Annotated in this window: 20 protein-coding genes; 11 read left to right on the forward strand and 9 right to left on the reverse strand. The window is 70.1% G+C overall.

All coding sequences use genetic code 11. From position 1 onward, the window contains the following. Positions 1-15 precede the first annotated feature (15 nt). The 9 genes from AC3AOF_RS16095 (at position 16) to AC3AOF_RS16135 (ending at position 5,367) form a co-directional block, all read left to right on the forward strand. Positions 16-420, forward strand: a complete 405-nt coding sequence (locus AC3AOF_RS16095) for a response regulator (protein ID WP_488345883.1) — start codon at positions 16-18, stop codon at positions 418-420. A gap of 47 nt (positions 421-467) precedes the next feature. Continuing rightward, positions 468-914, forward strand: a complete 447-nt coding sequence (locus tag AC3AOF_RS16100) for a photosystem reaction center subunit H (protein WP_488345884.1) — start codon at positions 468-470, stop codon at positions 912-914. A gap of 300 nt (positions 915-1,214) precedes the next feature. Continuing rightward, entirely contained in the window at positions 1,215-1,760 is a 546-nt protein-coding gene (locus AC3AOF_RS16105) for a Tat pathway signal protein (protein WP_488345885.1), read from the forward strand. A gap of 40 nt (positions 1,761-1,800) precedes the next feature. Continuing rightward, entirely contained in the window at positions 1,801-2,484 is a 684-nt protein-coding gene (locus AC3AOF_RS16110) for a MotA/TolQ/ExbB proton channel family protein (RefSeq protein WP_488345886.1), read from the forward strand. A gap of 65 nt (positions 2,485-2,549) precedes the next feature. Further along, positions 2,550-3,035 (forward strand): protein TolR, encoded by a 486-nt coding sequence (tolR, locus tag AC3AOF_RS16115; protein ID WP_236989890.1) that lies wholly within the window; start codon positions 2,550-2,552, stop codon positions 3,033-3,035. Between the two features lie 4 nt (positions 3,036-3,039). Next, a complete protein-coding gene (locus AC3AOF_RS16120) occupies positions 3,040-4,032 on the forward strand; it encodes an energy transducer TonB family protein (RefSeq protein WP_488345887.1) in 993 nt (330 codons plus the stop codon). An 85-nt stretch (positions 4,033-4,117) separates the two neighbouring features. Further along, positions 4,118-4,630: a metallophosphoesterase family protein gene (locus AC3AOF_RS16125; RefSeq protein WP_488345888.1), complete on the forward strand. Its 513-nt coding sequence runs from the start codon at positions 4,118-4,120 to the stop codon at positions 4,628-4,630. Positions 4,631-4,805: 175 nt separating this feature from the next. Next, positions 4,806-5,126, forward strand: a complete 321-nt coding sequence (locus tag AC3AOF_RS16130; RefSeq protein WP_488345889.1) for a hypothetical protein — start codon at positions 4,806-4,808, stop codon at positions 5,124-5,126. Positions 5,127-5,223: 97 nt separating this feature from the next. Then, positions 5,224-5,367 carry a hypothetical protein gene (locus AC3AOF_RS16135; RefSeq protein ID WP_236989886.1) on the forward strand — a complete coding sequence of 48 codons (144 nt, stop codon included), beginning with the start codon at positions 5,224-5,226 and terminating at the stop codon, positions 5,365-5,367. Positions 5,368-5,387: 20 nt separating this feature from the next. Here the strand turns inward: AC3AOF_RS16135 and AC3AOF_RS16140 are convergent, their stop codons facing one another. After that, positions 5,388-5,642, reverse strand: coding sequence for a hypothetical protein (locus AC3AOF_RS16140; protein WP_236989885.1), 255 nt, complete (start codon positions 5,640-5,642; stop codon positions 5,388-5,390). Positions 5,643-5,807: 165 nt separating this feature from the next. On the opposite strand from AC3AOF_RS16140, the gene flaF reads away from it, so the two are divergent. After that, positions 5,808-6,173 carry a flagellar biosynthesis regulator FlaF gene (gene flaF, locus AC3AOF_RS16145; RefSeq protein WP_236989884.1) on the forward strand — a complete coding sequence of 122 codons (366 nt, stop codon included), beginning with the start codon at positions 5,808-5,810 and terminating at the stop codon, positions 6,171-6,173. A 351-nt stretch (positions 6,174-6,524) separates the two neighbouring features. Here the strand turns inward: flaF and AC3AOF_RS16150 are convergent, their stop codons facing one another. From AC3AOF_RS16150 to AC3AOF_RS16160, 3 genes are all read right to left on the reverse strand, one after another. Next, positions 6,525-6,860 (reverse strand): hypothetical protein, encoded by a 336-nt coding sequence (locus AC3AOF_RS16150; protein ID WP_236989883.1) that lies wholly within the window; start codon positions 6,858-6,860, stop codon positions 6,525-6,527. 387 nt (positions 6,861-7,247) lie between these two features. Then, entirely contained in the window at positions 7,248-8,135 is an 888-nt protein-coding gene (locus AC3AOF_RS16155) for a collagen-like protein (protein ID WP_488345890.1), read from the reverse strand. Positions 8,136-8,253: 118 nt separating this feature from the next. Then, entirely contained in the window at positions 8,254-8,799 is a 546-nt protein-coding gene (locus tag AC3AOF_RS16160; RefSeq protein ID WP_236989881.1) for a formaldehyde-activating enzyme, read from the reverse strand. A 151-nt stretch (positions 8,800-8,950) separates the two neighbouring features. Here AC3AOF_RS16160 and AC3AOF_RS16165 point away from each other — a divergent pair, with 151 nt between their 5' ends. Next, positions 8,951-9,163, forward strand: a complete 213-nt coding sequence (locus AC3AOF_RS16165; RefSeq protein ID WP_488345891.1) for a hypothetical protein — start codon at positions 8,951-8,953, stop codon at positions 9,161-9,163. A 13-nt stretch (positions 9,164-9,176) separates the two neighbouring features. Here the strand turns inward: AC3AOF_RS16165 and AC3AOF_RS16170 are convergent, their stop codons facing one another. The 5 genes from AC3AOF_RS16170 to AC3AOF_RS16190 form a co-directional block, all read right to left on the reverse strand. Then, the gene (locus tag AC3AOF_RS16170) at positions 9,177-9,602 is read right to left on the reverse strand and encodes a hypothetical protein (protein WP_428913408.1); all 426 of its coding nucleotides are present in this window, start codon (positions 9,600-9,602) and stop codon (positions 9,177-9,179) included. Between the two features lie 419 nt (positions 9,603-10,021). Beyond that, entirely contained in the window at positions 10,022-13,771 is a 3,750-nt protein-coding gene (gene metH, locus AC3AOF_RS16175) for a methionine synthase (protein ID WP_236989876.1), read from the reverse strand. Positions 13,772-13,879: 108 nt separating this feature from the next. Then, positions 13,880-14,131 (reverse strand): hypothetical protein, encoded by a 252-nt coding sequence (locus AC3AOF_RS16180; RefSeq protein ID WP_236989875.1) that lies wholly within the window; start codon positions 14,129-14,131, stop codon positions 13,880-13,882. 27 nt (positions 14,132-14,158) lie between these two features. Next, positions 14,159-15,073, reverse strand: coding sequence for a methylenetetrahydrofolate reductase [NAD(P)H] (gene metF / locus AC3AOF_RS16185; RefSeq protein WP_236989874.1), 915 nt, complete (start codon positions 15,071-15,073; stop codon positions 14,159-14,161). Positions 15,074-15,108: 35 nt separating this feature from the next. After that, positions 15,109-16,116: an ArsR/SmtB family transcription factor gene (locus AC3AOF_RS16190; protein ID WP_488345892.1), complete on the reverse strand. Its 1,008-nt coding sequence runs from the start codon at positions 16,114-16,116 to the stop codon at positions 15,109-15,111. Positions 16,117-16,498 lie beyond the last annotated feature (382 nt).

The raw sequence follows: 16,498 nt of genomic DNA on the forward strand, positions 1-16,498 counted from the left end.
GGAGCCAGTTGCGTCATGATCCAGTCTGCCTTTGCGGCGATGGTGCCGCCCGCTGCCCTCCCCTGCGAGACGGTGCTGGTGGTCGAGGACGAGGCGATGGTCTGCGAGATCGCCGCCGAGGCCCTGGCGGACGAGGGCTACCGCGTGCTCACCGCCGCCGACGCGGTCGAGGCCGGCCGCATCCTGATGGCCGAGCGGGTCGACATGCTGTTCACCGACATCGATCTGGCCCGCAACACCAACGGGGTGGCGCTGGCCCGGGACGCGCGGCGCCACTGCCCGCGCCTGCCGGTGGTCTACACCTCGGGCGGCCGCCACACGCTGGGCGACGGCGAGGCGGTGACCGGCTCGGTCTTCGTCCCCAAGCCCTACCGCCCGAGCCAGATCGTGGCGCTCGCCAACCGTATCCTCGGACACTGAAATCCCGGACCTGGAACCCCCTGCCCCAGATGGAGCCCCGTAAGCCGATGCGCCCGCCCTTCGTCCTCTCCGGCCTCCTGGCCCTCGTGCTCGCCGGCCACGCCCTCACGGCCGGAGCCAAGGACGCACAGCAGACGCCCGTACAAACGGCGCCAGTGGCGGCCCCCGCCCCGAGCGCGACCTGCGACATCGTCGGCCTGCGCCTCGAGGACGTGATCGCCAAGTCGCCCGAATTGCAGCGCTCGGCCAACGAGCAGACCGTGCGCGACCTGCGCACCCTGCGCGACGCCGCCGTGGTGCTGGACGCCTACAGGCACCCGCAGGTCTGCGCCCAGGTTCTGGCGGTCCTGCGCGGCCTGGCGGCCAATCCCGAAAAGGCGATCGACCAGAGCGGCGACACCGACGAGGAGAAGGCCGAGGCCGTCGAGAAGGCCCGTACACCCAAGGCACCCGAGACGTCCTCCGGGAAGATGCCGGAGACGAAGGCGAAGTAGATCTTGGTCGAGCGGGCGGGATAATCCGGCAAGACGACTTGCCTGTCTCGCCCGGCCGTTCCCGCGACGGATCGTGTAACAGATTGGAATTCCTCTGAGTTTCGCCGGCGGCCTTGATCCCGCCCGGTCCCCTCGCTAGTTCGGTGCTGCCGGCGGCCCGGGATCGTCTTTCGGGGATGCCGGCCTTGTCCGACGAACAAGAGCGAGAGCCGGGAAGGCGTCGCGCCGACGCTCCCATGGGCGGCCGGCCCGCGCGCCGATGGCCGTTGGCTTTTCGCCGTCCCAGAGGAGTCGCACGACGTGCTCACGCAAGGGTTGCCCCGGTCCCGGGCCCGCATCGGCCGCGCTTTGGCCCTCGGCCTCGCCCTGTCGCCGATGGCGATCGCCCTGGCGGCACCGGCCGAGGCGCAAGGCACCCAGGCACCGGCGCCCGAGACGCCCGCGACCGTCACCCAAGCCGCCGTGAGCCAGCCCGCCGCCCCGCCGCTGCGGGTGGAGCTGAACAAGCTCGAGACCGCCGGGGAGGCCTGCAAGGCGGTGCTGGTGGTCGAGAACGGCAAGGGCGGCGCGATCAAGTCGCTGCGCCTCGATCTCTACGCCTTCGACCCGGACGGCATCGTGCAGAAGCGCAGCATGGTCGAGCTCGGGCCCCTGCCGGCGCGCAAGACGACGCTGCGCCAGTTCGAGATCTCCCCCACCCCCTGCGCCCAGGTCGGCCGGGTGCTGCTCAACGACGTGGCGGCCTGCGACGGCAAGGACGCGTCGGGGCACGACCTGACCCGCGATTCCTGCCTGGAGCGCATCGAGCCCTCCTCCGCCAAGGGCGCCGCGCCGTTCGTGCGCTGACCGTCCCCTCCTCATCCCATTCTTTCCGGAGACCGCCGAGATGGATCCGACGACAGCGACTGCCGGCCACGACTTCTCCTTCCTCGGGCTCTTCCTGCAGGCCGACCCGATCGTGAAGGGGGTGATGATCCTCCTGGTCCTGGCCTCGCTGGTCTCCTGGACGATCATCCTCGAGAAGGTGGTGCGCCTCGCCGGCGCCCGTCGCCAGGCCAAGGCCTTCAACCGCCTCGTGGCCACCGGCGGCATACCAGAGGCGCGCTCGGGCATCTCCGCCCGGGTGGTGGCCGCCGCCCAGGAGGCCTGGCGCGACCAGGATTCGAGCGAGACCCGGGCCGAGCGGCGCGAGCGCATCGAGCGGGCGATGCGGGCGGCGCTGACCCTCGACATCAAGCGCCTGCAGATCGGCCTGCCGTTCCTGGCCAGCGCCGGCTCGGCGGCGCCGTTCATCGGCCTGTTCGGCACGGTCTGGGGCATCATGAACTCGTTCTCGTCGATCGCGAAGAGCCAGGACACCAGCCTCGCCGTGGTGGCGCCGGGCATCGCCGAGGCGTTGTTCGCCACCGCGATCGGACTCGTCGTCGCGATTCCCGCGGTGCTCGCCTACAACAAGTTCTCGACCGACCTCGGCAAGATCCAGGCGTCCTTCGTCGCCGGCATCGGCACCCTGGGCAACCGGCTGGCGCGCGACCGCAGCCACCATCCCCGCAGCGCCGCGGCCGAGTAACCCTTCTTCCCTTCAACGCGTACAGCCCCTGCCGTGATCGAGGCAGGCGGCCGGAGGCCCGCCAGATGGGTATGGGACCGGTGCAGGCCGGCGCCGGCGACGAGGATGGCTTCGACGCCGCGCCGATGTCCGAGATCAACGTCACCCCGATGGTCGACGTGATGCTGGTGCTGCTGATCATCTTCATGGTCGCGGCCCCGCTGATGACCGTCGGCGTGCCGGTGCAGCTGCCGAAGACCGCCGCCGCCAAGAGTTCCGAATCGAAGAAGCCGGTGGTGGTCTCGATCGACAAGGACGGCCAGGCCTTCCTCGCCAAGGAGCCGCTTCCGGCCGACACCGCGCTCGCTCGCCTGAAGGCGCTCGCCGCCGAGGATCCGGGCCAGACCGTGCTGGTGCGCGGCGACAAGGACGTGCCCTACGGGCGTGTCATGGAGGTGATGGGCCTCGTCGGCCAGGCCGGCTTCGCCAAGGTCTCGCTGATCGCCAACGCCCCTTCGGGCGGGGCGGCGACGCCCGCTCCGGCCGCCCCCGCGCCGGCGTCTCCGCAGTAGACCGATGAACCACACCGTGACGACCGACGCGCCGGAGCCGCGCGAGCCGGGGGCGGGCCTCGGCCTCGCCTTCCTGGTGGCGCTCGCCCTGCATGCGGGCGGCCTCTTCGCCCTGACCTACTGGCGCGGCCCCCCGGCCCCGCCCGGCGAGAACGAGATCACCATCGATCTCGCGCCGGACATGGCGGCGGTCGACGTGCCGAACCAGGCGCAGGACGTCGACACCGCGCCGACTCCCACCGACACGACCGAGCCGAAGACCGTGCCGACGGCCGAGCCCCCGTCCGACACGGTGCCGATGGAGACGCCGCCGCCCGAGACGAAGGCGGAGGAGGCGCCGCAGGAGACCCCGGTCGAGCAGGTCCCGGCCGAGGCGGTGCCGATGGAGAAGCCGCCCGAGGCCGTGCAGGCGGTGCAGGAGCCCGAGGAGCAGGTCGTCACCTCGACCAGTCCGGAGGCCCCCGCCGCAGTGGTGGCCAAGCCCGTCGAGGCGCCGAAGCCGGTTCCCAAGCCCGTGCCGAAGCCGGTTGCCAAGCCCAAGCCGGTGGAGAAGCCGAAACCCGTCGAGGCGAAGAAGCCGCCGCAGAAGCCCGTGCGCGACCTGAAGCGCGAAGCGGAGATCCGGCGCGAGGCCGAGAGGGCGGCCGAGCGCCGGTTGGAGGCCGCCCGCCAGCGCCGCAGCGCGGCCTCCGCTTCGCAGATGAACCAGGGCGGCGCCTCGGCCGCCGCCAGCGCCAACGCGGCCCGGGCCTGGGGGGCGATGGTGCGCGGGGCGATCCAGGGGCGGGTCCGCAGCGTCGGGGCAAGCGGCACCGCGACGGTCCGCTTCACCGTCTCGCGGTCCGGCCGGGTCATCGGCGCCTCGCTCGCCGGCAGCAGCGGCAACGGCAGCATCGACGCCGCGGCCGTGGCGGCGGCCTCGGGCAGTGTGCCGCCCGCCCCGCCGGAATTCACCGGCGCGCAGCAGAGCTTCACCCTGCCGGTGCGGTTCAACTGAGGACAGGCCGGCGGAACTCCGCCGGCCGGCGGGATTTCCGATCGGCAGCCCGGCTTATGACGCCGGGCGACCGATCGGATGCCGCATGACCACCTACTTCACCAGCGACACCCATTTCGGCGACCCGCGGGTGCTGCGCATCGACCGCCGGCCTTTTCCCGATCTCGCCACCCACGACGCGGCCTTGATCGAGAACTGGAATGCCGTGGTGGAGCCGGACGACACGGTCTGGCATCTCGGCGATTTCGCGTTGGGACCGCCGCCGGAGCGGGTCCAGGCACTGCTCTCGGCGCTCAACGGGCAGAAGCACCTGATCGTCGGCAACAACGACGGGCCGGCGACGCTCGCCGCGCGGGGCTGGCTCAGCATCGCGCATTACGCCGAGATCGACGTCGACGGACAGCACCTCGTCCTGTGCCACTACGCCTTCCGGACGTGGAACCGGATGGGACGCGGCGTCCTCGACCTGCACGGGCATTCCCACGGCAAGCTCAAGCCGGCGGCCCGTCAATACGATGTCGGCGTCGATGCCTGGGATTTCCGGCCGGTGACGCTGGAAACGATCCGTACGACGCGGCGCAGGCGGCCGACGACCTGAAGCCCGCCGCTCTCACCTCGGGCAGACACCCTGCCATCCATCTGAGCAGTTTTGCGCGGAACCCCGCGGGCGCCCTCGACGTTCCTCGGTCACAATAAGCAAGCTTGGCATCACGCCTCACTCATGGGGCCGATTGCCGCAGCTGCAAATCCCGAATCTGTTCGTGAGTTCAGCGATGACCACACCGCGTCGTCTCCCGCTCGGCTGGCCGCTCGCCGCCGTCCTCCTGCTCGTCGCCGGCCCGGCCCTGGCCCAGCCGGCCTGCATCGCGGCCCAGCGCAAGATCGACGAGGCCGGCGCCCTGCGGTTCCAGGCGCGCCAGGATGCCCGGATCGGCGACCGCGACCGGGTCTGCGACAATCTCGGCGATGCGGAGGACCGCTACGAGGATGCCCGCGACCGCCTCGACGATTGCGGCCTCGGCGTCGCCTCCGTCGATCTCAAGAGCGCCATCCGCTCGGTGCGCCAGGAGAAGCGGTTCTTCCGCTGCGATTGAGCGCGTGCCGTAACGCACACCATTCCATGCACGATTGACCCATCACTCTCACCGGGCGCTGCCGCGACTTGAGGCGCGCCGGATCGGATCATCCGCCATGACCAGCGCCAGCCAGACCCCCTCCGAGTCCCGCCTCTCCGCTCCGACCGCCGGGGCGCATTCGTTCACCGCAGCGCTCTGCGGCTTCCTCGGCTCGACCGCGGCGACGACCGTGGTGATGCTGCTGCTCAGCAGCGTCTGAGGCTCGCGCGGCGCCGAACCTTACGGCGCCACCGACCAGAACCGACGCCGGGCAAACAGCATGTCCGGATGGCCGACCTGCGGGCTTCCCGCCTGGACATGGGTCTGCACCGGCGGCGGGGGACAGACCGGATCGGGGCGCCGCGTCTGGATCGTCGCCGGGACGGGCTGCACGATCCCCATCCTCACCTGGGCTTCGGGATTGCGCAGGGCCGCGACCGTCGCAACGGCGGCCATCAATGCGCCCGCGACGGCGCCGAGGAGGAAATTCAGCATAGCGGCCGGTCCTTGCGCCGACATCGTAGCGGTTTGAGGGCGAATCACCGGCCCGTCGCCAAGCCTGTTGCCGCAACGTCGGTCTTCTTTCACAACCCTAGCTTAACAAATCGATGGCAGACCTGCCCCCGTGGCCGCTTCAGAGGCCAGCCGGAGAGGCAGACGATGAGCTACGCGGCGAACGCCTACGCGAGAACGGCCCAGGTGGCGCTGACCCCCCGCGAGGCCGAGGCCGCGGTGCTGATCAAGGCAGCCGCCCGCCTGCAGGCGATCCAGGACAATTGGGACGTCCAGCAGACGACCCTCAACGAGGCGCTGGGCTTCAACCGCAAGGTCTGGACGCTGCTCTCCTCCGCCGCGACCGAGCCGGATGCGCCGCTGCCCGAGGAGCTGAAGACCTCGATGGCCCGCCTCGGCGCCTTCGTCTTCACCCGCACCCTCGACGCGATGATCGAGCCCACCGCCGACAAGCTGACCGCGCTGATCCGGATCAACCGTGAGCTGGCGAACGGCCTGCGGGGAAATCCCTGATTGCTGTCCAGGCGATCGGCGAGGACGGGTTTCCGATAAACCTCCGACTCTCCACGTCACCCCGGGCCGCGAAGCGGAACCCTGGAGCCATAATCGTGACGATACCGAACGAAGCGGAACGCCGGTAGCCTGGTCCTGGAACGTCGGCGGCTATGAATCCCGGGGCTCTCGACGTCGTCGAGCCCCGGGATGACCATCGAAGGTGTCGATGTCTGTGCCAGACAACTGGCATGAACGAGTCAACCGAGCTTTCGACAAGGTCCGTACGAGCCACGACTCTCGCCGACGATAATCAGCGATGAGACCCCGCATCCGAACGGGTCGAATGCCCCCGCAGAGCGACGCCTACGACTATTTCTGCTGCCGGCGCGCCAGCGCACTGTCGTCACCCGACACCGTGGTCATCGGGGCTTCCAGGCCGCTGGTATTCTGGCCACCGCTGCCCGGGTCGGCCCGGTCACCCAGCGTCTGGTCGAAGTTGCGTCGGTTGGCGGCGTGGTCGTGGTACTGCTCGGTCTGCACGAACTTGCCGTCGAGGCCCCGCGCCGAGCCGTGCTGGGCCTTGTCGCGGTTGCTCAGCACCATGTTCTCCTCGAGGATGCCCTCGGGCAGCTCGGTCATCGCGCCGGTGCCGGAGCCCTTGCCCTGCGCCCCGGGACCCATGTTGTGCCTGTCGGCCTTGGCCATGTTCATCCTCCGATCGAGCGGTCGCGGGAGAGGATCCCGAGGGGATGTCGGCCGCTCGCGGCGCCTCGTCCCGCCTACTCTCTGAGAGTATGATGGACATCGGCCGGGGCAAGCGCGGCCGCAGCAAATATTGCCGGGAACCTTTTGGTGAAGACTGCGATGCAGCCGACGAGCCTGCGTCGAAATTCCTGGCCGCGTGAGCGGACCCGTGACGAAACGACGGCACCTCCGTCTTGCTGCCCGCGGCTGAGTCCTGCCCCGGCGCAGCGGGCCGGCCCGGCACGACCGGCCGCCGCGACGCCGGGAATCGTCACACCTCGCCAGACCAAACGACGCCGAGCCAGGCCGCAGAGCAACGAGCCTCTTCTTCAGCGGCCTGATACAGCCTCACAGCTTGGCACAGAACCCGACCATGCCCGAGCTGTCGGGCGGGCAGAGCGCCACCGCCTCGCCGCTCTCGCGGCGGGTGAAGTTCGCGGTGCCGCCGCGCAGGCAATAGGCCGACACGAAGGTCTCGCCCGCGTCGCAGACCAGTTCGCAATGCGGCTTGGAGCAGCCGTCGGTGCGCAGCATCCGGAACGGCAGCGCACCGCTCGCCGTGGCGGTCGCGCCCGCCGAGCCGACCGGCCCGGCCGGACCCGCCTCGCCCTTCGGGCCGGGCTCACCCTTAGGCCCTGCCTCGCCCTTCGGGCCGGGTTCACCCTTGGGACCAGCCTCACCCTTGGGACCAGCCTCGCCCTTGGGACCAGCCTCGCCCTTCGGGCCGGGCTCACCCTTGGGCCCTGCGTCACCCTTGGGCCCTGCATCACCCTTGGGTCCGGCCTCGCCCTTCGGGCCCGGCGGCCCGGCGAGGCCGGCCATGCCCTGCGGCCCGGTCGGGCCCGGCTCGCCCTTCGCGCCCGGGGCGCCGGTGGCACCGCAATTCGCGATCGCGATCTCGCGCGAGGCCTCGCCGGCCTTGAGCGTCGCGACGCAGTTCTGCGGCACGTAGGGCACCTTCAGGGTGAAGCGCCCACGCTTGTCGGAGGTGACCGGGATGTCGTCGTCGAGGGTGACGACCACGCCGGCCTTGCCGACGCTGCCGGAGACGACGAGATCGCCGGCCGCGATGCGGGCATCCCAGACCGTGATCGGCGACGAGGCCGGGGTGGCGGTGCGCCCGCCCGCCGGCGCCTGCGCGCCACCCTGGGGCTGCTGCGCGAGACCCGGTCCGGATAGGACGGCACAGGCGGACAGGGCCGCAGACAGGATCAACGCGGCGCGGAATGGACGCATCTTGAGCCCCACAAGGCGTGATGGACGGCCCGCGCGCGGAGTCGGGGTGGCGGGCGGCGCACCTTGCGGCGCTGTCAAGCTGCGGTCAACTGCGCAGACGCCCGCCGAAACAGACCCGTCAGGCCTCGTCGTCGAGCACGCCCTCGAGGGCGTAGTGGCGCACGGTGTGGCGGTTGGCGATCAGTTCGTCGACGCTCGGCTCGCCCTTGAGCGCCCGGGCGATGGCGAGCTTCGTCGCCTCGTAGTTGGTGCGGTAGAGGTCCTTGCGGTCGAGGTTCGGATCCTCGGGGCAGCGCGGGTCGAGCCAGATCATGATGATCATGCACAGCTCGTCGAGCCCGTCGCGGGGCAGGATGCCCTCGATGATGCAATCGACGATGGCGTCCCCCGTCGCCGCCTGGACCACGCCGCCGAGGAGTTCGACGTATTCGGCGGTGTGGATCGTCGCCTTGGTGGTCATCATGGTGGCGGGGCGGACGAGCTGGTTGAGGTCGCGCACCACGAACATCCGCGTATGGCCCTGGACCTGCCCCATCATCGAGGCGAAGGCCTGCCCCACCGGTCCGCGCACCGAGCCGATCAGCACCTCGGGCATCGCGTCGGTGTACTGGCCATCGGCGGCCAGCACGGTGGCCTCGCCGGTGCGGAAGACGATCTCGCTCATGGTCCGATTCTCTCGATTCACATCCCGGCGCGGGTCGACCACGGCGACGGTCGCAGCGTCAACCGGCGCGAACCCATCGACCTCTCCGGAAATTGGTCTATAGGGCCGATGTCACGGGCATTGGCGCCGGACAACGAATTGAAGCGGACGGATGAGCGATCGCGACTGGACCCTGCGGGTGACGCCGACCGAGGCGGGCGTACGGCTCGAACTGGACCTCGCCGACCTCGACGGCGCGCCGGTCACGGCGGCGATCGCCCTCGACCGGGCCGAGGCGCGCCGCTTCGCCCGGGCGATGCTGGCGGCGGCCGGCGACGCGGCCGAGCGCACCTTCCCGCACCCGCCGGTCCACGACGGGGAGTAACGGCCGTGGGCCGTCAGTACCGGCCCGGCAGGCGCGGCACCTTGGTGCCGGGCTTCTCGACCGGCTCGGCGCAGGAATAGACGAACTCGGTCTGGAGATCGGTGAACACCGTCTCGCCGACGATGGTGCAGGTCTCCCGCGCCGTCTCCTTGAGATAGGTCGCGGCGGCCTCCGAGAAGCGGCGCCGGCGGGTCAGCGCCGGGTCCTTGCCCTCCAGGCCGCAGCCGGTGATCTCCCGCAGGTTGTTCGAGACGATCAGAACCTTGCGCTGCTGGCGCTGGTCGTAGACCTCGTAGGGGTCGTTGCAGCCGATCGTGACCACCTGCGGCTGGAGGCCGACATAGGTCTTCGAGATGTAGGAGAATTCGGTGCAGCCGGCCGCCGCCGCGACGGCGCCCGCCACGGCGACGAGTGCGAGCCTCCCTGGTCCTGTCCGCATCCCCGATCCTTCCCGCATCCTCAAGCCCAGCTTTGAGCCGGGGCGGGCGCGGCGGTCAAGCCCGGGTCAGGAGGTGGGCTCGTCCCACTCCACTGCCTCGTCCACTGAAGGGTCCGGGGGAAAGGAAAAGGCGCGGGTTTCCCCTCTCCCCGCGGGCGGGGAGAGGGTCGCATCCCCGTCCAGGGGATGCGACAAGCCCGAAGGGCGAGGGTGAGGGGGTATCCACGGATATGGCTCCTCCGGCGTCACCCCCTCACCCTCGCTCCGGCTTTCGCCTGCGCTCCTTTCGCCCCCGGCAAGGGGGGCGAAAGCCTCTCCCCGCCCGCGGGGAGAGGAGAAACCCGCGCTATGGTCGTCTCGGAGTTTTCTTGGAGAGCCATGCGTCGTCCGACGGACCGCCCCCTCAAGGCAAGCGCCCCCTACTCCGCCGCCACGCGATACCGCGCCGTGTCGTAGTTCAGCACCGGCCCGAGCCAGCGCTCGACCTCGGCAACGTCCATCCCCTTGCGGGCGGCGTAATCCTCGACCTGGTCGCGCTCCACCTTGGCGACGCCGAAGTAATGCGCGTCCGGATGGGCGAGGTAGAGGCCCGAGACCGAGGAGCCCGGCCACATCGCGTAGGATTCGGTGAGCTTGACGCCGATCCGCGGCTCGGCCTGGAGCAGGTCGAACAGCGTGACCTTCTCGGTGTGGTCGGGCTGGGCCGGGTAGCCCGGGGCCGGGCGGATGCCGGCATAGGGCTCGGTGACGAGGTCCGCCGGGGAATAGGTCTCGTCGGCCGCATAGGCCCAGAATTCCCGCCGCACCCGCTCGTGCATCCGCTCGGCGAAGGCCTCGGCGATGCGGTCGGCGAGCGCCTTGACCAGGATCGACTTGTAATCGTCGTTCTGGCGCTCGAAGCGCTCGGCGATCCGCACCTCCTCCAGGCCCGCCGTGACCACGAAGCCGCCGACATAGTCGGGCAGCCCGCTCTCGGCCGGCGCCACGAAGTCCGACAGGCAGGTATTGGGCCGCCCGTCGCGCTTCGAGAGCTGCTGGCGCAGGCCGTGGAAGGTGGCGAGCGTGTCGGTCCGGCTCTCGCCGGTGAACAGCCGGATGTCGTCGCCGACCGCGTTGGCCGGCCAGAAGCCGATCACCGCCTTCGGGTTGAACCAGCGCTCCTCGACGATCTGGCGCAGCATGGCTTGCGCGTCCTCGAACAGGGCGCGGGCGGCCGGCCCCTGCTCGGGGTCGTCGAGGATCGCCGGATAGCGGCCCTTGAACTCGTAGGTCTGCAGGAAGGGCGTCCAGTCGATATAGGGGACGAGTTCCGCCACCTCGTAGCTGCGAAAAACCCGCGTGCCGGTGAACGTCGGCTTGACCGGTGTGTAGGCCGACCAGTCGGGCTTGAAGGCGTTGGCGCGGGCTCGTGTGAGGGGAAGGCGCTGCTTGTCGGCCTCCGAGCGGGCATGGGCCTCGGCGACGCGCTTGTACTCGGCGCGCACCGTCTCGATCGTCTGCCCCCTGGTGTCGGGCGAGAGCAGGTTCGAGACCACGCCGACGGCGCGGCTGGCATCGGTCACGTAGACCGCCTGGCCCTTGGCATAGGCCGGGTGGATCTTCACCGCGGTGTGGACCCGGCTGGTCGTCGCCCCGCCGATGAGCAGCGGCACGTCGAAGCCCTCGCGCTCCATCTCGGCCGCGACGTGGACCATCTCGTCGAGGGAGGGCGTGATGAGGCCCGACAGACCGACGATGTCGACGTTCTCCTTGCGGGCGGTGTCCAGGATCTTGGCTGCCGGCACCATCACGCCGAGATCGATGATCTCGTAGTTGTTGCAGGCGAGCACGACGCCGACGATGTTCTTGCCGATGTCGTGGACATCGCCCTTCACCGTCGCCATCAGCACCTTGCCGGCCGCCTGCCGCCCGCCGACGCCCCCGTTGGCGGCTTTTTCCGCCTCCATGTACGGCATCAGGTAGGCCACCGCCTGCTTCATCACGCGGGCCGACTTCACCACCTGCGGCAGGAACATTTTTCCCGCGCCGAACAGGTCGCCGACCACGTTCATGCCGGCCATCAGCGGGCCCTCGATGACGTGGAGCGGACGGGCGGCTGCGGCGCGGGCCTCCTCGGTATCGGCCTCGATGTATTCGGTGATGCCGTTGACGAGCGCGTGCTCCAGGCGCTTCTCCACCGGCGCCTCGCGCCAGGCGAGATCGGCGGTCTTGTCGCGCGCCTGTCCCCCCTCCTTGAAGCGGGCGGCGGCGTCGAGCAGGCGCTCGGTGGCGTCCTCGCGGCGGTTGAGGACCACGTCCTCGCACAGCTCGCGGAGTTCGGCGGGCAGCTCGTCGTAGACCGCGAGCTGGCCGGCATTCACGATGCCCATGTCCATGCCGACCTTGATCGCATGGTACAGGAACACCGCGTGCATCGCCTCGCGCACCGGCTCGTTGCCGCGGAAGGCGAAGGACAGGTTCGAGATGCCGCCCGAGATATGGGCGTGCGGCAGGGTCTCGCGGATGATCCGCGCCGCCTCGATGAAGGCGACGCCGTAGCCGTCATGCTCCTCGATGCCGGTCGCCACCGCGAAGACGTTGGGATCGAAGATGATGTCCTCAGGGGGAAAGCCGACCTGTTCGGTCAGCACCTTGTAGGCGCGGGTGCAGATCGCGACCTTGCGCTCGAGCGAATCGGCCTGCCCGTCCTCGTCGAAGGCCATCACCACCACGGCGGCGCCGTAGGAGCGGCAGATCCTGGCCTCGTGGATGAACTTCTCCTCGCCCTCCTTGAGCGAGATCGAGTTCACGATCGCCTTGCCCTGCACGCATTTCAGGCCGGCCTCGATGACCGAGAACTTCGAGGAATCGATCATCACCGGGACGCGGGCGATGTCGGGCTCGGCGGCGACGAGGTTGAGGAACTCGACCATCGCCTTCTGCGAGTCGAGCAGGCCCTCGTCCATGTTGACGTCGATGATCTGGGCGCCGGCCGCGACCTGGTCGCGGGCGACGTCGAGGGCGGCGGCGTAGTCGCCGTTGGTGACGAGCTTGCGGAAGCGCGCCGAGCCGGTGACGTTGGTGCGCTCGCCCACGTTCACGAACGGGATCTCGGGCGTCAGCGTGAAGGGCTCGAGGCCCGACAGGCGCATCAAGGGCTTCACGGTCGGCGCCCGGCGCGGCGCCTTGCCGGCCACCGCACCGGCGATGGCGCGGATGTGGTCCGGCGTGGTGCCGCAGCAGCCGCCGACCATGTTGACGAGGCCGCTCTCGGCGAACTCGCCGACGAGCCTGGCCATCGCCTCCGGGCTCTCGTCGTAGAGGCCGAACTCGTTCGGCAGGCCGGCATTGGGGTAGGCGCAGACCAGGGTGTCGCAGGTGCGCGACAATTCATCGATATGCGCGCGCATCTCGCGGGCGCCGAGCGCGCAGTTGAGGCCGAAGGTCAGCGGCTCGGCGTGGCGCAGCGAGTGCCAGAACGCGGTCGGGGTCTGGCCCGACAGGGTGCGGCCCGAGAGGTCGGTGATGGTGCCCGAGATCATGATCGGCAGGCGGGTGCCGGTCTCGTCGAAAACCTGCCAGGCCGCCGCCACCGCCGCCTTGGCGTTCAGCGTGTCGAACACCGTCTCGATCAGGATGAGTTCCGCGCCGCCGGCGATCAGGCCGCGGACCTGCTCGGCATAGGCCTCGCGGACCTGGTCGAAGGTGACAGCGCGGTAGCCCGGATTGTTGACGTCCGGCGAGATCGACAGGGTGCGGTTCGTCGGGCCGATGGCGCCGGCGACGAAGCGGCGGCGCCCGTCCTGCTTTTCGGCGAGAACCGCCGCCTCGCGGGCGAGCCGCGCGCCTTGCGCGTTCAGCTCGTGGATCACCGATTCCATGCCGTAATCGGCTTGGGCGATCGTGGTGCCCGAGAAGGTGTTGGTCTCGACGACGTCGGCGCCGGCGAGGAAATAGTCGAGGTGGATCTGCCGGATCGCGTCCGGTTGACTGAGGATCAGGAGATCGTTGTTGCCCTTCTGGTCATGGGCGTGATCGCGAAAGCGCTCGCTGCGGAAATCGGCCTCGGTCAGGCCGAGGCGCTGGATCACCGTGCCCATCGCCCCGTCGAGGACGAGGATCTTCTCCGCCGCGCGCCGGCGCAGGGCGGTCAGGATGTCGGCACCGTCGGCGGGGCGGAAATCGGTCATCGGGGTGTGGTTCCAGCGGGTCGGGCAGTACAATAGATGCAAAATTTAGCCGGGTCGCGCAGTACGACCCGGTTTGTCTGTGTCGGTCAATACGAGATTTTTCCCGACTCAGCGCCGGGTTTCAATCTCGGCGAGGCGTCGCTCGATCGCGTCCAGGCGCTCCTCGACTTCCGCAACTGCATAGCGGCCGAGGATGGACTCACCGTTGACCGCTTGCCGAAGATTGTCGAACCGCCGCTCGATCTTGTCGAAGCGCGCATCGTGTTCGTCGAGCTTGCGGTCGATCCGGTCGAATCGCTGCTCGAAGGCTGCGCGCATCTCACGCAGCAGCGGAACGATCATGTCCTGCGGTTCAGCCACGGAAGGCTCTCCTTGAGAGAAGACGGATCAGGCCGCCGCCTTCTCCGCCACCACCGGCGCCGCGCGCAAGCCCAAGAGGTGGCAGATCGCGTAGACGAGGTCGGCGCGGTTCATGGTGTAGAAATGGAAATCGGTGATGCCGCGGTCAACGAGATCCAGCACCTGCTCGGCGGCGACCGCCGCGGCCACCAGCTTGCGGGTGGCGACGTCGTCCTCCAGCCCCTCGAAGCGGGCGGCGAGCCAGTCCGGCACCGAGGCGCCGGTGCGGCGGGCGAAGTTGGCGGCCTGCTTGAAGTTCTGTACCGGCAGGATGCCGGGGATGATCGGAATATTGATGCCGCGCGCCCGCACCCGGTCGAGGTAGCGGAAGAACAGATCGTTCTCGAAGAAGAACTGGGAGATGGCGCGGTCGGCGCCGCAATCGACCTTGGCCTTCAGCGCGTCGAGATCCTGGTCGAGGGAGCCGGCCTCCGGGTGGCGCTCCGGATAGGCCGAGACCGAGACCTCGAAGTCGCCGATGCGCTTGATGCCGGCGACGAGGTCGCAGGAGCGCTCGTAGCCGCCCGGATGCGCCGTGTAGGCGGTGCCGACGCCCTCCGCCGGGTCGCCGCGCAGGGCCACGATGTGGCGCACGCCGGCCTCGTGATAGGCGCGCACCACGTCGTCGACCTCACCCCTGGTGGCGGCCACGCAGGTGAGGTGGGCGGCGGGCTTCAGGTCGGTCTCGCGCACCAGGCGCGCCACGGTGTTGTGGGTGCGCTCGCGGGTCGAGCCGCCGGCGCCGTAGGTCACCGAGACGAAGCTGGGGCCCAAGGGGGCCAGGCGCTCGATCGACGACCACAGGGTCGCTTCCATCTCGGCGGTCTTCGGCGGGAAGAACTCGAACGAGACCCGGATCGGGCGGTGGCTGTCGCGGCTGGGGCGGAAGGAGGAGGGGAACATCGGCGGCCTCGGCGGACGATCGAGAAAGGGGAGAATCAGGCGACGGCGCGGTCGGGCAGCCCGGCACCGATCTGCTGATCGGCGGCGGCCTCGGGGTGATGGGCGAGCCAGAGCGTGACGGTCAGCTGGTGCTCCGCGGCCCCGGAGGGCGCGAGGTGGCGCAGCCGCACGTCGGTCAGGCCGGCCTCGGAGAGCCAGCTCGCGACCTGCTCCGGAGCGAAGCCGAGGCGGCGATGCGCCTCGTCCGCGCGCAGGAATTCCAGGCTGTGGGGGGCGAAATCGACCACGAGGAGGCGGCCGCCCGGAGCGACGAGGCGGGCGGCCTCGCGAAGCGCCCGCGCCGGGTCGTCGAGATAATGCAGCACCTGGTGGATCAACACGAGATCGAAGCTCGCCCGGCCGAAGGGCGGGGCGTGGATGTCGCCCTGGCGCAGGTCGATCCGGGTCAGGCCCTGGCGCTCCAGGTTGGCGCGGGCGACCGAGAGCATCGTGTGGTTGGCATCCAACCCCGTCGCCCGGGCGGCCCGCGGCGCCAGGAGACCGAGCATCCGCCCGGTGCCGGTGCCGAGATCGACCACGCTGCCGATCGGGCCGCTCCCCAGCGCGTCGAGCACCGCCGCCTCGACGGTGGCCTCCGGCACGTGGAGCGAGCGGACTCGGTCCCATTGCGGCGCCAGCCGCGCGAAGAAGCTCTGGGCGGCTTCCGCGCGCTGCGCCCGCACCGCCTGGAGGCGCGCCCGGTCCTCGGAGAGCGGCGGCGCCGCGGTGTCGAGGGCCGCGATGAGGGGGGCGACCAAGGCAGCCATCCCCTCGCGCAGGCGGAAGAACGCCCAGGCGCCCTCACGGTGGCGCACCACCAGCCCGGCCTCGACCAGGAGCTTGAGGTGGCGGGAGATCCGCGGCTGCGACTGGCCGAGGATGTCGGTGAGGTCGGAGACCGACAACTCCCCCTCGCCGAGCAGCGCCAGGATGCGCAGGCGCGTCTCCTCCGCGGCGGCCCGCAGCACGCTCAAAGCGTCGACGAAGGGGACGGTGGCGGTCATACCTGGGGGCTCCTCGCCTCCGATGCGAAACATAAAGATATCTTTATGTGATGAATGCACGGGGCGCAAGCGGCGTTTCGCGGGCGGAAACGTGGCGGTGAGGGTGAATCGCGCGAACGCGGAGCCGAGAGCGGCGCTCATTCGGGGAAGGGCCGTCTGGGGAACGGTGTGGCGCCGGGTGTCCCCTCTCCCCGCGGACGGCAGGGCTGTCCGGGGAAAAGAGGAGGCGCGGGAAATCTCCCTCTCCCCGCGGGCGGGGAGAGGACTTCATCGACCTTGTCGTCGATGAAGTGAGCGGAGGCGAAAGCCGAAGCGAGGGTGAGGGGGAGGTTCCGGAAGAGCCTCATCCTGAGACACCCCCTCACCCTCGCGGCGAACCTGC

It is taken from the genome of Methylobacterium sp. 142-1Y (assembly GCF_057747795.1).

Bases quoted from the DNA above. Each gene is read 5' to 3' on its own strand.
- AC3AOF_RS16100 (WP_488345884.1), top strand. From the start codon at position 468: ATGCGCCCGCCCTTCGTCCTCTCCGGCCTCCTGGCCCTCGTGCTCGCC.
- metF (WP_236989874.1), bottom strand. From the start codon at position 15,073: ATGTTCCCCTCCTCCTTCCGCCCCAGCCGCGACAGCCACCGCCCGATC.
- AC3AOF_RS16125 (WP_488345888.1), top strand. From the start codon at position 4,118: ATGACCACCTACTTCACCAGCGACACCCATTTCGGCGACCCGCGGGTG.
- tolR (WP_236989890.1), top strand. From the start codon at position 2,550: ATGGGTATGGGACCGGTGCAGGCCGGCGCCGGCGACGAGGATGGCTTC.
- AC3AOF_RS16165 (WP_488345891.1), top strand. From the start codon at position 8,951: ATGAGCGATCGCGACTGGACCCTGCGGGTGACGCCGACCGAGGCGGGC.
- AC3AOF_RS16110 (WP_488345886.1), top strand. From the start codon at position 1,801: ATGGATCCGACGACAGCGACTGCCGGCCACGACTTCTCCTTCCTCGGG.
- AC3AOF_RS16190 (WP_488345892.1), bottom strand. From the start codon at position 16,116: ATGACCGCCACCGTCCCCTTCGTCGACGCTTTGAGCGTGCTGCGGGCC.
- AC3AOF_RS16095 (WP_488345883.1), top strand. From the start codon at position 16: ATGATCCAGTCTGCCTTTGCGGCGATGGTGCCGCCCGCTGCCCTCCCC.
- AC3AOF_RS16120 (WP_488345887.1), top strand. From the start codon at position 3,040: ATGAACCACACCGTGACGACCGACGCGCCGGAGCCGCGCGAGCCGGGG.
- flaF (WP_236989884.1), top strand. From the start codon at position 5,808: ATGAGCTACGCGGCGAACGCCTACGCGAGAACGGCCCAGGTGGCGCTG.
- AC3AOF_RS16170 (WP_428913408.1), bottom strand. From the start codon at position 9,602: ATGCGGACAGGACCAGGGAGGCTCGCACTCGTCGCCGTGGCGGGCGCC.
- AC3AOF_RS16155 (WP_488345890.1), bottom strand. From the start codon at position 8,135: ATGCGTCCATTCCGCGCCGCGTTGATCCTGTCTGCGGCCCTGTCCGCC.
- AC3AOF_RS16160 (WP_236989881.1), bottom strand. From the start codon at position 8,799: ATGAGCGAGATCGTCTTCCGCACCGGCGAGGCCACCGTGCTGGCCGCC.
- AC3AOF_RS16135 (WP_236989886.1), top strand. From the start codon at position 5,224: ATGACCAGCGCCAGCCAGACCCCCTCCGAGTCCCGCCTCTCCGCTCCG.
- AC3AOF_RS16140 (WP_236989885.1), bottom strand. From the start codon at position 5,642: ATGCTGAATTTCCTCCTCGGCGCCGTCGCGGGCGCATTGATGGCCGCC.
- AC3AOF_RS16150 (WP_236989883.1), bottom strand. From the start codon at position 6,860: ATGGCCAAGGCCGACAGGCACAACATGGGTCCCGGGGCGCAGGGCAAG.
- AC3AOF_RS16130 (WP_488345889.1), top strand. From the start codon at position 4,806: ATGACCACACCGCGTCGTCTCCCGCTCGGCTGGCCGCTCGCCGCCGTC.
- metH (WP_236989876.1), bottom strand. From the start codon at position 13,771: ATGACCGATTTCCGCCCCGCCGACGGTGCCGACATCCTGACCGCCCTG.